A 15,167-nucleotide genomic window follows, 5' to 3' on the forward strand; every position below is an offset into this window, starting at 1 on the left:
AGCGCGTGCGCTCACCAATGCTATCCGGCGCCCACGATCGCCCGGATCGCCGCCAGGTGCACCGGAACCGCCATCACCTCGAGCAGCAGTTCGCGCAGGCCATCCCAGACGATCTGCACGCCAAGGCACAGCAGGATGAATGCGGTGAGCCGCAGGAAGACCGCGGTGCCGGCCTCGCCGATCAGCCGCAGCAAGTGTTCGCCATAGCGGAACGCGAGATAAATCAGCACGCCGATGACCGCCAGTGCCATCAAGGCGCCACCCATGCGCGCCAGCGAGAACACGAGCTGCACGTCGTGCAGCGCGACGCCCACCGTGATCGCCACCGCGATCGAGGCCGGGCCGCAGCTGATCGGAAAGGTCAAGGGATAAAAGGCCTGACGGTGGGCATGGTCCGGCGTGTAGGCCTCGGCCAGCGCGGTCCGGCTGTCGAGCGTGGAAGGCGTCGCGCCCAGCAGGCGCCAGGCCACCGAGGCGAGAATCAGGCCCCCGCCAACCCGCACGATGGGCAGCGAGATGCCGAAGAAGTCGAGCACATACGAGCCGATCAGCATCGAGCCCGTCATCAGCCAGAACATATTGCGCGCGATGCGGCGCGCCAGCAGCTCACGGGTCGCGGGCGTCGCGCCCTCGGTCATGCTGAGGAAGATCGGCGCGGTGGCGGCCGGATTCAGGATCGGCAGCATCGTCACCAGGACGAACAAAAAACTCCTGGCCACGGCCAGTATCAACTCGAGGGTCATGAAATAGCGTGTCGAAGCCCGGCCAGCGGTCGACGAGTGCCGCTGACGGGCCAGGCCCCAGGCCCGGATCGCCACTTTACATCATGCCCTGGCGGCGCGGGCACACCGCTGACCCGGGATCAATCGTGGACGTCGTCCGCCCACCCCAGCCGCATCGGATTGAAATACAAGCCCTTCACGCACTGCGTCGGCGCCACCCGCGCGAAACCGAACGCCTCATACGCCGCCACCGCATGGTTCGACGCATTGACCGTGAAATTGCCGTCGCCGCCGCGTGCGATGGCCGCGGCCCGCGCCACATTCCACAAGCGCCGCGCCAGCCCCCGTCCCTGCCAGCGCTTGCCGACGAACAGGTGGAATAAATGGCTGTTGTCGCGGATCGCGATGAAGCCCGCGAGCTGTCCCTCGTCCAGCGCCACGTGATACACATGCCCCAGCGCCAGGTATTTGCGCACGCCGATCTGGTCATTCTCGGCCAGGAAGGTCGCCGCGCCCTCGCGCGTCGATTCGTGCACGATGAATTCCAGCGCCAGCTCCCGCAACTGGGCGGCAATGGCCGGAACTAGGACTGGAATATCGGTGTCGACCAGCGGCCTGATGTCCATGGCATGTATTGACAGTGTTGCGCAGAACGTAAACATACCACAGCGTTGACTTTCCATAATGCAATTTTATTGACGAGCGAGCAGGCCCCGACCTACCATGGTTCGACCATGCCGAAAGCCAGCTTCCTCGCCTTATTCTCCCCTGCCGCCGGCACGGTTCCCAGGCGCCGCAAGGTACCCCTGACGCAGCCGCTGCGCCATGCCCGCTACCGCCGCATCTGGCTCGCCAACCTGGTATCGAACCTCGGTACCTGGGTCCAGACCTTCGCCGCGGCCTGGCTGGTAGCCTCGCTGTCGCAATCGGCCTCGATTACCTCGCTGGTGCAGACCGCCACCTATCTGCCGATCTTCCTGTTCGCGCTGCTCGCCGGCGTGCTGGCCGACGCCGTGCACCGGCCCAAGTTCCTGTTCTTCTGCAATCTGTTCAATGCCGTATGCGCCGCCGCGATGGCCGTGCTGGTCTGGAGCGGCAAGGTATCAAGCGGCCCGGTACTGGCGATTACCTTTTGCCTGGGCATCGGCACCGCCTTCGTCTGGCCGGCCTGGCAGGCGGCGCTGGCCAGCCTGGTCGAACCCGACGAAGTCGAGGCCGCCGCCACGCTCAACAACCTGTCGTACAACCTGTCCGCCATCCTTGGCCCGGCGCTGGGGGGACTGCTGTTCGGCTGGATCGGGCCAGGCGCCCTGTTCCTGGCCAACGCCGTGTCCTTCATCGGCCTGCTGGGGGTTTACTGGCACTGGTGGCGCGAGGGCGAACCGCAGCCCGGCGCGCGCGAAAAGTTCGGCGTGCGCCTGCGCCTGGGCTTGGCCACCGCCTTCGGCTGCCCGCGCTACCGCCGCATCCTGCGCAATGTGTGTTCGGTCTTTTTCGCCACCATCGCCTTTGCCAGCCTGCTGCCGGTGTTCGTGCGCGACGTGCTGCACCTGCGCGCCGGCGTGTATGGCACCCTGATGGGCTGCCTGGGCGGCGGCGCGGTGGCCGCGGCCTTTTTCCTGCCGCAGGTGCGGGCCCGGGTCGACCGCACCGGGCTGCTGGCGGGCGCGCTGCTGGTATATGGTGCGATGCTGCTGGCCATGCCGCATACCAGCTCCCTCGCCTTGCTCGCACCCATGATCGTGTGCGGCGGCATGGCCTGGTCCACCACCGTTTCGACCCTCAACGCGGCGGCCCAGCTGTCGTTCCCGGCCGAAGTGCGCGCGCGCACCCTGTCGATCTACCTGTTCATCATGTCCGGCGGCTACGCGGCCGGCAGCGTGGTGTGGGGACTGGTCGCCGACGCCTGGGGCGTGCGCGCCGCGTTCGCCGCCGCCGGCGCCTGCGTGGTGCTCAACGCCCTGGTCTTGCTGACAGGCAGCCGGAAACACCCTATCTAATCGTGTCTTTGATCCGTCACGCCAGCGTGTAAAGTGGCGGTATTATCCTGATCATTTTGCCAATGCCAGCCACGCTCGCCGATTTCCGTTTCGCTCCCTGCTTCGACGTCGCGGTCGCGAGCCGCATCGGTTGCGGCCCGGCCACCCGCGCCGAGAACCAGGACAATTTCGTCGTCATCGATTTCGACGGCCGCGCCTGCCGCCTGCAGGACCAGCAACCCTTATTCGCCACCGTGGACGGCTGGCCGGCCGGCCATGGCCGGTTGGCGGTGCTGGACGGCATGGGCGGCCACGGCCATGGCCGCGAGGCGGCTGAAGCGCTGGCGGCGGCCCTGCTGACGATGCCGGCCTGCGCCACGTTGGAAGAACTGGGCGAGCGGCTGGACGCCATCCACGCCGGCCTGCAGGCGCGCTTTGCTCAGGGCGCCAGCGGAGCCGCGCGGCCCGGCACCACGCTGACCCTGCTCGAACTGCCTGCAAGCGGCGCGCCGCTGCTGTACCACGTGGGCGACTCGCGCCTGTACGAACTCGACGCCACGCACACCTCGCCCCTGACAGTCGACCACGTGCCGGCCACCGTGGCCGCCCTCGCCGGCCGCCTCGACGAAGCGGATTGGTGGCGCCAGGTGCACGGGCGCCATGCGCCGCAGATCGCCCAGGCTTTCATCCTTGGCAATGCCTTCACCGACCCGACGCGCCTGTCCGATCCGCTGTTCGCCCTCACTCCGGACAAGCTGCCCTGCTGGCTCGCCCACCTGGCCGACCGCCGCGCGCTTCCCCTGCGGCCCGGCGCCGCCTACCTGCTGGCCACCGACGGGTTCTGGTCCTGCGCCCAGCCGGACGGTTTCGTCGCCGGCTGGCCGGCGTTGATGAACGGCGATCCGGGGGCGGCAACCCTGGTCGAGCGCCTGTTCGGCCAGCTGGAAAACGATCCGCCGGCCGGACTGCAGCCAGACAATCTGACCGCCCTGGTTGTGCGGCCACTGGCCCGCCATGCGGACGAAACCGTGCTGCCGGTGGAAGCAGATCGCGCCTGAGCCCGGCGTATCCCGAAAGCCACCAACAGATCTCATGCTTTTAGAAAATAATGTTGTTAATCAACGAACTTGGTGCGCCGTGCGGTTCAAAAACAGCGTAAGCTTGCAATATTGATTTCGACCATTATTGAACTTGTCGCCCTGACATGAACCGCTGCCGCAATCCCGAGCATCCACACTGCACCGTCTGGGTCATGCCCGACGACGCCATGTGCGCGCACGGGCATGCCCAGCCCGCGGTCGACATGCAGCCAGCCCCCGCGCCGGCAGCCACGCCGGTGGCCACTACGCCGGCGGCCGGCCTGCCATCGAGTTTCGACGCCATCACCGCCCTGCGCAGCCGGCGCCCGACCGACATCGGGCCGGCGCCGACGGCGCTCCGGACCAATCTGCAACGCCCCCAGCTGCACATCAGCGGTTTCGACCCGCGCGCCGCCGGCGGCCGCCAGGCGATCCGGCTCGAGCTGCGCGGCATGCCGATGGATTGCGCGCCCGAGGTGCGCATGCTGGTGCGTTCGGCGCTGCGCCTGCACGGCGGCGAAAGCTATGCCTTCCAGCGCACCTCACGCGGCGACTGGCGCCCCCTGTTCCTCGAATTTTCCTCGCGCGGCCTGGAACACGGCCAGTACCGCATCGAGATCGAGCTGCACAGCCATCATCGCCAGGCCCCGGAATCGAATCGCACCTGGACCTGCTCGCCCGTCATCCTGGTACCGCGCCAGGACGCCAGCCTGGGCGAGATCCACCAGACCTTCCTCGCGACCCACAAGAACGTGCGTGTGACGGCCGACGACGCCGGCATCGCCCGCGTGAATGCACCCGGCGGCGGACGGATCGACATCGACGTCACCGCCCGCAATGCCTCGATCGCCCAGCTCAACCTGGACAGCGGCAGCGGCAAGATCGACCTCGGCATGTCGACCATCGCCTGGGATGAAGACCTGATCGAGATCGACATCCCGGTCGAGGCGGCGCTGCATCCCTGCCCTGCGACCGGCGCCTGCCTGGTGCACGCCGAGGCCGACTCGGCCACCCAGCGCCACGTGCGCCTGTTCGCGCTCGACGAGTGCGTGCTGGGCCGCTTCGAGAGCATCGCCGCCGAGGCCGACCTGCTGCTGGCCCACCACGGCGAAACCGGCGCCGAGATTGGCGGCCTGACGCGCCGCCTGTCGGGACGGCATGCCGTCATCCGCCGCAGCCGGCATGGCTTCGAGATCGAGGATGTGTCGCGCTACGGCCTGCTGCTGGACGGCGTCTGGCCCGGCAAGCACATGCCGGTGCAGCTGCGGCTCGGCATGCGGATCGAACTGACGGCCAGCATCAAGGGCATCGTCACGCTCGAGGTGACGGCCCTGATGGCGCACGCGGTGGTGCTGCATCGGCTGGACGCCGGCGCCCGCGCCGAATGTTTCTACCTGATGGCGCCGGACTGCCTGCCCGCGTCGAACCGGCACCAGCAAGCGTCGAGCATGCCGCGCGCCGCCGCGCTGCCGATGCTGTTCCATCGCGACGGCGGCTTCTGGCAGCGCGACCGCGACAGCGGCCGTGAAACCCCGCTGGCGCCGCAAGCCCAGCTGGGTCGCCTGCAGCAGGCTGGCCTGGGCATCGCGGCGCGCTTCGTGGCGCAGGCTTATCCCGAGGCGCACGGCGGCCATCGTGGCGGTGACGAACGTCGCAACCACGCCCTTATCGCCGCACTCAACGCCTGAGCGGCCGCCCTGGTGGGCGGGCGCTCAACCGTGGGGCGGAATCAGAATCAGGAAGACCAGCGCGGCACCGGCCAATAATGCCGCCTGCAAGGCGAACACGATCGCCGGCGCCCGCAGGTGCTCAGGAATCTTCATGGCTTACCTCCACATCAAGACCACCGCATTAAGACCACGGTAGTGACACCAGCTTACGCCGGCCCGCATCGTGTGTGCGCCAGTTAGCCGCGCGGCAACTCAGTCGTGGCGCCAGGCCGCCGGCAAAGGTGGCAGCGGAATGCGTTCCGTTTCTCCGGGCACCGCCACGAAGCGGTCCTTTTCCCAGTCGTGCGCCGCCTGCTCGATGCGCTCGCGGCTGGTCGAGACGAAATTCCAGAAGATGAAGCGCTTGCCGTCCAGCGGCGCGCCGCCGATCACAACGAAGCGCGCCCCATCGCGCGAACTCACCCGCACCGCGGCGCCCGGCTCGAGCATGGCCATCATGTTGGCGGCAATCGACTCGCCGTCGACCTCGATAGCGCCGAACGGCGCGTACAGTGCGGCTTCTTCCGGCAGACGGTCGAGCTCGATGGCGGCGCCGGCCTCGAGGTGGACGTCGAGGTAGAGCGTTTCGGCGAAGGTTGGCACTGGCGAGGTCTGGCCCAGCGCCGTGCCGACCAGCACCCTCACCTTGGCGCCGTCGAGCTGCACCTCGGGAATTTGATCGGCCGGCGTGTGGCTGAAGGCGGCCGGCGCTTCTTCGTGTTCGCGCGGCAGCGCGGCCCACAATTGCAGGCCGTGGGTGCGGCGCGTGCGCTCGAGCAGGTCTTCGGGGGTGCGCTCGGAGTGCACGATGCCGCTGCCGGCCGTCATCCAGTTGATCGCGCCCGGCTCGATGCGCTGCTCGGTGCCCAGGCTGTCGCGGTGCATGATCGCGCCCTCGAACAGATAAGTCACGGTGGCCAGGCCGATGTGCGGATGCGGGCGCACGTCATGGCGCGTGCCCGGCTCGGCCTCCACCGGTCCCATGTGGTCGAAGAACAGGAAGGGGCCGACCGATTGTTTCGCCGCCGCCGGCAGGATGCGGCGCACGGTGAAGCCGCCGCCCAGGTCCTTGTCGTGCGATTTGAAGAGGTGTGCAATGGTCATGGCGAGCTCCTGGTCGGAAAGGCAATGCTCGACTGTACACCGGAGTTACAATTCGCGCACCACCCGAAAGCCGACAATATCGTTCGACAGCACGGCCGAGAAGCCGTTGCGCAGCGCCGCGCGCAGGTAGCGCGGGTTGTACAGCCAGGAACCGCCGCGCAGGATGCGCCGCACCTGGTCGCCGCCCAGTTCCCAGGCGCTGCCATCCTGCGGGGCGCCCTCGTAATTGTCATGCACCACGTCCTGCACCCATTCCCAGACATTGCCGTGCATATCGTGCAGGCCCCAGGCATTCGGCGCGAACATATCCGCTGGCGTGGTGCCGTGCCGGAACTCGCCGCGCGGGCCGCCGTTATAGGTGAAGCTGCCGTCGAAATTGGCTTGCAGGGTCGAGATGGTGTCGCCCACATTGAACGCGGTCCTGCTGCCGGCGCGGCAGGCATATTCCCATTCGGCCTCGCTCGGCAGGCGGTAGCGCTTGCCCGTGGCCTCGCCCAGCCAGGCCACGTATTGCAGCGCGTCGAACCAGGTCACGCCGACCACCGGATGCATCTCGGTTTGCGGGAAGCCGGGGGACTCCCAATTGACCTCGCCGTGCTGCTCCCAGCCGCTGGCCTGCACGAAGGCGCGCCACTCGCCGACCGTCACCGGATAGCGTCCCATGGCGAAGGGCCGTTCGATGCCGACCCAGTGCTGCGGCGTTTCACGCGCAATCCAGTTCTTTTGCGAGCCGGCCGCCATTGCGATTCGGCGTTCGTGCTCCGGCGAGCCCATTTCGAAACGGCCAGCCTGGATCAGGACCAGGGCCGGGCTGTTGCCGCTGCCGTCGGTGAACGGGTCGTGCAGGATGGCGCCCGCGTCGACGGCCGGCATCGCTGGCGTCGGCGCGCTTGGCGCCGGCTCGGCCGCGCGCGCCGATTCTTCTTCGCGCGCCTTTTTCTGCTGCGCGATATATGCGGCGGCGGCCTTGGCCTGGGCAGCCTTCGCCTGTGCCAATTTCGCGGCTTCTTCCTTGGCCGCCTGCGCCTTCGCCACCTCTTCGTCGCGTCTGGCCAGCAACTGCTGGCGCAGCGTCTCCTTGCGCGCCAGGCGCGCCTCTTCGGCCGCCGCCCGTTCGCGCCGCTGCTGTTCGCGCAGCTGCACGCGGCGCTGCTCGTCCAGCCGGGCCTGGGCCACCGCGGCCGCTTCGGCCTCTACCTTGCGGCGCGCCGCCAGTTCGCGTGCTTCCTTCTCCGCTTCGACCCGGCGCACCGCCTCCTGCGCGGCCAGCTCCTCGGCCGACGGGCCGGCCGCGGCGCGGATCGCGTCCAGCAGCGCATGCACCGTGGCAGGACGCCGCGCCGGATCGGATGCGAAGCCGGCGCGCAGCACCTCCCACTGGCGCGCGCCGAGCGTCTCGGGCACCTGTCCGCCCGCTGCGCCGGGCAGCACGCCGGTCAGGAGCTGGTGGATCATCACCGCCACCGCGTATACGTCGAGCGTGGGCTCCGGCACCCGGCCTTCGAGCGCCGCCTCGGGCGCGCGGTAGCCGGCGGTGCCGGACGTCGCTGGCGCATCGAGCGGCGACATGGCGCCGCTGGCGCGGGCGCGCGCGGCGATGCCGAAGTCGAGCAGCTTCACTTCGCCCTTGCGGTTGACGAACACATTGCCCGGCTTGATGTCGCGGTGGACCAGGCGGTGCTTGGTCCAGGCATAGTCGAGGGCGTCGGCCACCGGGTCGAGCAGCGCCAGCACGCGGTCCAGGGGCAGGCGCGACTCTCGGCCCAGCACGGCATCGAGGTCCTCGCCTTCCAGGTACTCCATGATGATGAAGTAGCTGGACGTGGCCGGATCCTGGGCCCACTCGTAGACGCGCACGATGTGCTCGTGCGCCAGGCGCCGCGCACGGGTGGCTTCCTGGATCAGGAGCTTGGCGTGGCTCGCGGCCTGGGTCAGGTGCGGCGGCAGGATCTTGAGCGCGACCTGGGCGCTATGCCCCAGTTCGGCGTGCGTGGCAAGGTCGGTCGCCTGCCACACCTGGCCCATGCCGCCGTGGGCGATCAGGCGCTCGAGCCGGTAGCGTCGGGTTTGCGGGCCGATTTCCTGGCCTGCCATCAGGCCGATCTCGGTGCCGGGACGCGCCATGGGCACGTCCGCTGCGGGACCGAGGTCGGTGCCGGGCGCCTGATGCTCGGCCCTGGCACCGGCGCGCTCGGCCGGCGTGTAGGCCGCGTCCAGGATCGCGTTCTTGCGCAGGTCGAACTCCTGACGGCTCAACAGCCCGTCTTCGTGCAGCGCGCGGAGTTCGCGGATCTTGTCGATGGCAGTCTGCATTGCTATTGAATCACGCCGGCAGCGTCGCTCCGCAAGCGGCGCAGAAACGGTCGTCACGTCCGGCCGGATGGCCGTGGACGCACTGGCGCACGGCATTGGCCACCATGCCGGAGGCCAGCGCCGCCTGCGAAGTCAGCGCCGCCTTGTTCACATCGTTCTGCATGGCCAGCAGGTCGAGCTGGTGGCGCCGGTCCTTGTCGACCTCGAGCTCGCGGCGCGCCTGTTCCGCAGCGACCCGCGCATCGGCCAGCGCCGCGTCGATCTTGCCGACGCCGGCCACGCCGGCCAGCGCCGTCAGCTGGTCGCCATCCATCGAGGCATGCACGCGCGTCTTCAGGTAGTCGGCCAGCACCGCCGCATTCGGCGCTTCGGCCAGCGCCAGCTTGGCGGTATCGTCCATCGCGCCCAGCGCTTCGGCGCGGGCCATTGCCAGCCGCGCCAGTTCGAGTTCGTGGGCGCGGTCAGCAGCGCGCGCGCCTTCCGCAATGCCGGCGCGGCGTTCGTCGGCTTCCAGGGTGACGTCCTGCATCCGGCGCGCGTGCGTGGCGTCGGCCTCGATCGTGCGCAGCAGTTTTTCGTGCTGCGCCTGGGCGTCGGCCCGGCCGGCGCCGCGGCGCACGCTCCCGATGCGCTGGCGCGCCTGTTCGTCTTCCCACTCCTGCGCCCGTTCGGCCTCGCGCCGGCGCGCCTCATTGGACAGCTTCAGGGACTGGAATGTCGCCTCGTGCTCGGCGCCCTCGATGTCGCGCAGACGGCGCGCCGCTTCTGCTTCGCTCTCGCGCAGTCTTGCCAGCTCGGCGCGCTGGCGGGTGGCATCCTCGATCTGGCGCGCCTGTTCGATCTTGTTGCGGATCTGCTGTTGCAGCAGTTGCTGGGAAAAGCGCTGCTGCGCCAGCTGGCGCGCCTGGGTGGTCTCTTGCTGGGCGCTCGCGATCTCGGCGCGCATGCGCACGCCGGCCAGCGCGCGCAAGTGCTGCCACTCGGCCGCTTCGTCGGCGCGCTGCGCGTTCTTCTGCGCCATCTCGTGCTCGAGTTCGGCCAGCACCCCGGCCGCGCCATTGGCCAGCGCCTGCTTGCGAGACTCTGCCTCGAGGATGCGGCCATACAGCTCGATATGGCGCGCCCGCACGCCATGCGCGCGGTCGGCGCCTTGCAGGGACAGTTCTGCGCGCGCGATGGCGTCGTCCTGGCGCAGCTCGGCGCGGCGCAGCCGCAGCCGCCCTTCTTCTTCGCTGCGCTTGATGCGCTGCCATTCCTCGGCCGTGTACAACTCGTCCAGGTGGCGGCTGTGCGCCAGCTGCACGTGCTTTTCGTCGGTCGCCAGCCACAGGCTGCCAATGCGGGCGCGGTTGGCGTCGTATTTGTCGTGGCGCAGCTCGAAGGTCTCGACAGCCGTCACCGCCAGGCCGTAACCGGCCAGGAGCGACTTGAGGCCGCCCTGCAGGCGCTGGTCGAGCTGTTCGCGCAACTCGCCATTGGCCGCCAGTTCGCGGATCGAGCGCGCGCCGATGAACTCGAGCGCGAGCTGACGCACCGGGTGCGACAGCAGCTCACGCAACTCGGCGGCGCCGATCGTGCCCGGCGTGGTCATGAAGTGGCGGGCGAAGGCCGGCACGTTCTCGATCCTGACGCTGACCGAAAAGCGCAGGGCGATATCGAGATGTTCGCAGGTGGGGATATCGTCGAATTCGAACGGCACCGCCAGCGCACCGGTGCGGGTGACAAGGATCTCGGCGTGCTGGTCGCGCAGCAGGTGGTTCAGGCGGGTGAAGAACCCTTCGATCTCGTACTCTCCCTGCGGCACCTCGGTGGCCTTTTCTCCTTGCAGGATGAAGCCGCGCGCCGTGGCCGGCACGCGCAGCGTCTTGACGAACAGGCCAGACAGCTCGCGCACGCCGAAGAACACGGCCAGTTCGTCGGGGCCCGGCACCCAGCGGTTCTCGACCAGCACCGGCTTGTTGCGCGGCGCGCCCAGGATCACGCCGCAGCCGGCGCAATAGCGCGCCTCGGGCGCGTTCTTGCACTCGCAGCGCGGGCAACTGGCGCCTTTTACTCCGAACATCTGCAACATATCCGACTCCGTTCTATCCTGTACTTCTCGTCACTTTCAACTGCAAACCTGCCGTCCAAGCACTGGATTTTAGCAGGGCCATGCCTTCGGCACGGATCGCTCCCGTGCGCGGGTGCGATCCGGTCAAACAAACCGGCATTCCGGCTAGATGATGCCGATCCGCTCGACGCAGGCCAGGCTGGCGCCGCGCGCGCGCAAGGCTTCACGCAGTCCATGAGGCAGAGCGGCTTCCCACTCTTTCGGCAGCAGGATGCGGTCGCCCGGGCCGGCTTCGCGCGCGATCAGCGCGCATTTGGGCGCCAGCGCCTCGACCGCCTCGACCCGTCCCGCATGCCAGGCGCTCGAGCTGCCAGTGGCGATCACCCGGCCGCGCGCCAAAAATTCGCGGCCGCGCGCCATGCGGTCGGCCATCACCAGCGCCAGCTGGTAAGAGTCGCCCGAGAAGCGCGGCTCGCCGAAACGCACCGTGGTGCGCCACTGGCCCTGGCCACGGCCGTCGAAGTGGCGCGACCCGGCCAGCACCGCCGCCACCTGCGCCTGGCGCACCGCATCCACGTCCGGCACGCTCACAGGATCATCTTCTCCACTCCCGGCCCTGGCCAGCGGCCGCACGCTGACCTCGACCCAGGCCAGGCCATCGTGTTCGCCGCCGCTATGCATCGGGAACCAGGCGCGCGCGCTGGAGATCCCGGCGGCGGGATCGGGCTGGCCGTTCAGGGCGCCCAGATGAGCAAGGGCGTCGGCGCCGCCCAGCAGCACGCCGTCGGGCGAGCCGGCCAGCCTGCGGCCATCGATCCGGCCCAGGTGCCAGGCGTCGGACCAACCATTGGCCACGACCTCGCGCCGCGGCGCAAAGACGTCGCGCACGATGCGGTCGGCCAGCACCGCCGCCAGTTCCCAGTCGCGATCGGCATCAAGCGGCGCCCGGTCCAGGCTCAGCACCACCTGGTCGCGGCTGTCGAAACGCGGTTCGGTGTGGCGCGCCAGGCGCACCACCTGCTGCATGCGCTCGGCCACGCCGGGCGCGCCCGGCACGCTGCACTTGACGTCGGCGCGTCCGGCGCGCGGGCGGCGCGTCGCGGTGATCGTCAGCATGCCGCCATCGACGGCGATGCTGCGGCACTGGACCGCACTTGCGCCTGCGTTCATGCCTCCTCCAGCTCCACTTCGCGTGCCGTGACGGCGCGCCGCGCCCCAGCCTCGGTCTCGAGATTGGCCACGATGCGGTCGGCCTCATCGAACAGGTTGTCGAGCGGGCCTTCGCCGGCCACCTTCAGGCGCGCCAGCAGGGCCCAGGCCTCGTCGAGCGCGGCCGCGGCGCGGCGGCTGTGGCGCGCGCGCCGCAGCTGTTCTTCCTGCGCCAGCGGCTGGCCGGGAGCCGCCAGTTCCAGGGCCGGCATGGTGCCCACCGACAGGCTGACCAGGTCGAGCCGGCGCAGCAACTCCTGGTGCTGGCGGAAGCGGCCCTGGTCGGCCGGCAGCACCGCCATGCGCACCGCGCACATCAGGCAGGGCAGCTCGAGGAACAGGCGGCGCAGCGCGCGCGCATCCTCGCAGGCGGGAACGAAGGCTTGCTGCGGCGCCACCGGGGCCAGCGCACCCTCGCGGGCGGCGGCGGACGGATGGACGGCGTCGAGCCGCGCGGCCAGGCGCGCATCGAGCGTGGCCGCGTAATCACGCGCGGCGCCCAGGTCGACCGGCACGCAATCGTCGACCGTCACGCCGAACCGCGTATACATCAATTGGTTGAAACCGGTACGGAAGGCGTTCCACTCTTCCAGCGTCGTGCAAGGAGGCAGCTCGAGGTTGCCCTGGGCCAGCTCGCGCTGCAGCGCGGTCTGCGCCAGCTCGATGAATCCGCCTAGTTCGACCATGCAGCCAGCCTCGCTGGCCAGGAACAGGTCGAAGCGCTGGTGCGTAGCGCGCGGGTCGCTCGCGTCGATCGCGAAATGCACCCGCAGGCCGATCTCGGGCGCGCCCGCGAACGGCGCCAGCTCGCAGGTATAAGGGCCCGGATGGACGCACCATGCGGTTTCGCCCTCGATCGCGGCGATGCGGCTGCCGGCCGCCTGGCGCCGGCTGCGTCCGCCCCGGTCGACCAGCACGGCGGCGCAGCCAGGCGGGACGGTGAGGCCATTCGGCGCCGGCAGCGCGATCGCCACGCTGCCGAGGCGCGTCGCGTCGAACTCCGGTTGCCGCAGCGGCCGCAGCGTGTTCTGCAACGTATTCTTGAACAGCGAACCTAGCATCATCGTCCTTCCGGGTCTATCGGAACACCATTATGTGAGCGGGGTCGCCCGAGGGATCACCTCGAAGCGTGCGCCATGCTGCTGAAAATGCGCCGCGGGCAGCGCCGCGAAAGGCCACGGCCCTTCGCACTCGCCGTCGGCATCGAGTTGTCCTTCCAGTACCAGCGCGCCGCGGCCATCCCGCACCTGGATCGCCGGCCGCGCCGCCATGACGCCGGCCGCCCCGGCCGCTTCCGGGTCGAGCTGGACCACCACGGCCAGGCTGCCTGCTGCGTCGACGAAGTGAAGGCGCCACATGCCATCATCGGTGCGCAGCAGGTCCAGGGCATTGCCACTGTCGGCGGCGCGCAGCAGGCCGCGGCTGCCGCGCCAGTTACCGGGCTGCGCCTGCGCGCGCCGGCTGTCCGCCAGGTGGCGCAGGCGGCGCAAGGTCAGTGGCGAGCCTTGCAGCGCCGCGCGTTCGCCCGCGGTCAGGGGCCGGCGGCCGTCCAGTGCCTGCGCCAGCACCTCGTCGGCCAGCACCAGGCGGTCGGCCTCGATCCGGCGTCCCAGCAAGGCGCCGGCCTGCAGCTTGCGATCCAGTTCCGTCATGCCCATCGTCTTTCCTCCTCCATTCCCGCCATCTCGTTCAGACGCGCTATTGCGGCGTCGCGTCGCTTGCGCAGGGTCGGCAGCGAGATCCCGTCCAGCCCGGCCAGCTGCTGCATCGTCGGCAGCTCGCCGGTTTGCGGATCCAGCCATTCGGACGGATAGCTGTCGTCGAATGGCCCGAGCAGCTTGAGATATACCGCCAGCCGCACCGGCAGGGAATCCTGCGCCATCCGGCGCGCCGCCCAACTGGCGCGGTCTTCGCCCAGCGCCGCCAACAGAGCGTAGTTGGGGGGGAGTGAAAGTTCTTGCGCGACGAGGGCCAGGCGCGCGGCTTCCTGCGCCTCCACCGGGCCGGCATCGATCGTCGGCTCGGGCTCAAGGCCATCGCCGGAATCCAGCTCGTCCTGGCGCGCTTGAAGGATCAGGTCGGGGCCGGGCGTGCTGCCCTGTTCCGATTCATCCAGCACACGCCAGTAGTCGTCCAGCCAGGCGCTGGCCTCGCTCGCGTCGTGCAGCCAATCCTGGTCGCGGTTGGCCGACAGCAGCTCGTATTCTCCGATCTCGCGCAGCATGGCGCCGATTTTTTCAGGACTGTTCTTGAGGCTGGCGAAGCGCTTGGACCGGGTGTGCAGCGGGCCCGCCGCGCCGCTATGCAATTCCAGGCTTTCGCTCCAGCGCATGATCCATTCGGGCTTGCAGTCGCCACTGGTGCGCAGCTGGCGCGCCTCGATCGGCATCGCCACCACGTCGCGGCCCAGGATGGCGCCGACTTGCGGCGCATGCTCGCGCCAGCCGGCGAACAGGCGCGCGACCTCGTGCCAGGCGGTATCGAGCATGCGGTAGGCGTACATGCGGTTGGGACTGCACGGGCGGCCGCAGGCGGCCTGGTAGTTGTCGCTGTCGACCTTGTCGCGCAGGACGGCGTACAGGTCGTTGAATTTCTTGCGCAGCAGCGCCTCGCCGCCGGGCTGACTCCAGAAGGCGCCGATGCGGGCATATTCGGCGGCCACCGCCGTGCACAGGGCGACCCAGTCCGCGGGGCGCGCCTGCAGCTCGAAGACGAGGGTCAGCGCAAGCTCGCCGCAGGTGTCGCCATAGCTGTTGCCATGCGCCTCGGAGCGCGCGCCGGCCGCATGCAAAGCCTGGGCGACCGCATCGACATAGGCGCCGAGCGACTGTTCAGGATCCGGATCGAGCAAGGTGTCCGGCCCGAGCCGGGCGCACGCCTGCAGGGAACAGTGTCCCAGCAGCTTGCGGACCTGCTCCCAACCGTGTTCCTGATACCGGGTTCCCGGCAAACGCATACCTACCCCATCCTCTGTTTCGCTCCGCGGTTTTAGCGGATTGAAA

12 protein-coding genes are annotated in these 15,167 nt (G+C 69.3%); 3 read left to right on the top strand and 9 right to left on the bottom strand.

Features of this window, described 5'->3' with window-relative positions:
• Positions 1–20: 20 nt before the first annotated feature.
• Both SOM61_RS19445 and SOM61_RS19450 read right to left on the bottom strand, forming a co-directional pair.
• The gene (locus tag SOM61_RS19445) at positions 21–743 is read right to left on the bottom strand and encodes a MarC family protein (protein WP_320475608.1); all 723 of its coding nucleotides are present in this window, start codon (positions 741–743) and stop codon (positions 21–23) included.
• 119 nt (positions 744–862) lie between these two features.
• Positions 863–1,348 carry a GNAT family N-acetyltransferase gene (locus SOM61_RS19450; RefSeq protein ID WP_320475609.1) on the bottom strand — a complete coding sequence of 162 codons (486 nt, stop codon included), beginning with the start codon at positions 1,346–1,348 and terminating at the stop codon, positions 863–865.
• Positions 1,349–1,456: 108 nt separating this feature from the next.
• On the opposite strand from SOM61_RS19450, the gene SOM61_RS19455 reads away from it, so the two are divergent.
• From SOM61_RS19455 to SOM61_RS19465, 3 genes are all read left to right on the top strand, one after another.
• Positions 1,457–2,722, top strand: a complete 1,266-nt coding sequence (locus SOM61_RS19455; RefSeq protein ID WP_320475610.1) for an MFS transporter — start codon at positions 1,457–1,459, stop codon at positions 2,720–2,722.
• Between the two features lie 62 nt (positions 2,723–2,784).
• Positions 2,785–3,759 (top strand): PP2C family protein-serine/threonine phosphatase, encoded by a 975-nt coding sequence (locus SOM61_RS19460; protein WP_320475611.1) that lies wholly within the window; start codon positions 2,785–2,787, stop codon positions 3,757–3,759.
• Positions 3,760–3,905: 146 nt separating this feature from the next.
• A complete protein-coding gene (locus tag SOM61_RS19465; RefSeq protein ID WP_320475612.1) occupies positions 3,906–5,468 on the top strand; it encodes an FHA domain-containing protein in 1,563 nt (520 codons plus the stop codon).
• Positions 5,469–5,702: 234 nt separating this feature from the next.
• Here the strand turns inward: SOM61_RS19465 and SOM61_RS19470 are convergent, their stop codons facing one another.
• The 7 genes from SOM61_RS19470 to SOM61_RS19500 all read right to left on the bottom strand — a co-directional run bounded on the left by SOM61_RS19470 (position 5,703) and on the right by SOM61_RS19500 (position 15,121).
• Positions 5,703–6,593, bottom strand: coding sequence for a pirin family protein (locus SOM61_RS19470; protein WP_320475613.1), 891 nt, complete (start codon positions 6,591–6,593; stop codon positions 5,703–5,705).
• Positions 6,594–6,638: 45 nt separating this feature from the next.
• Positions 6,639–8,906 (bottom strand): bifunctional serine/threonine-protein kinase/formylglycine-generating enzyme family protein, encoded by a 2,268-nt coding sequence (locus SOM61_RS19475; protein ID WP_320475614.1) that lies wholly within the window; start codon positions 8,904–8,906, stop codon positions 6,639–6,641.
• A gap of 10 nt (positions 8,907–8,916) precedes the next feature.
• A complete protein-coding gene (locus tag SOM61_RS19480) occupies positions 8,917–10,977 on the bottom strand; it encodes a coiled-coil domain-containing protein (protein WP_320475615.1) in 2,061 nt (686 codons plus the stop codon).
• A gap of 144 nt (positions 10,978–11,121) precedes the next feature.
• A complete protein-coding gene (locus SOM61_RS19485; RefSeq protein ID WP_320475616.1) occupies positions 11,122–12,126 on the bottom strand; it encodes a hypothetical protein in 1,005 nt (334 codons plus the stop codon).
• The gene (locus tag SOM61_RS19490) at positions 12,123–13,229 is read right to left on the bottom strand and encodes a hypothetical protein (RefSeq protein ID WP_320475617.1); all 1,107 of its coding nucleotides are present in this window, start codon (positions 13,227–13,229) and stop codon (positions 12,123–12,125) included. Before SOM61_RS19490 ends, SOM61_RS19485 begins: the two co-directional genes overlap by 4 nt.
• Positions 13,230–13,256: 27 nt before the next feature.
• Positions 13,257–13,817 carry a hypothetical protein gene (locus tag SOM61_RS19495; RefSeq protein WP_320475618.1) on the bottom strand — a complete coding sequence of 187 codons (561 nt, stop codon included), beginning with the start codon at positions 13,815–13,817 and terminating at the stop codon, positions 13,257–13,259.
• Complete coding sequence (locus tag SOM61_RS19500) at positions 13,814–15,121, bottom strand: hypothetical protein (RefSeq protein ID WP_320475619.1); 1,308 nt, start codon at positions 15,119–15,121, stop codon at positions 13,814–13,816. Before SOM61_RS19500 ends, SOM61_RS19495 begins: the two co-directional genes overlap by 4 nt.
• Between the last annotated feature and the right edge of the window lie 46 nt (positions 15,122–15,167).

This window comes from Massilia sp. CFBP9012 (assembly GCF_034045115.1).
Classification (GTDB): domain Bacteria; phylum Pseudomonadota; class Gammaproteobacteria; order Burkholderiales; family Burkholderiaceae_D; genus Telluria.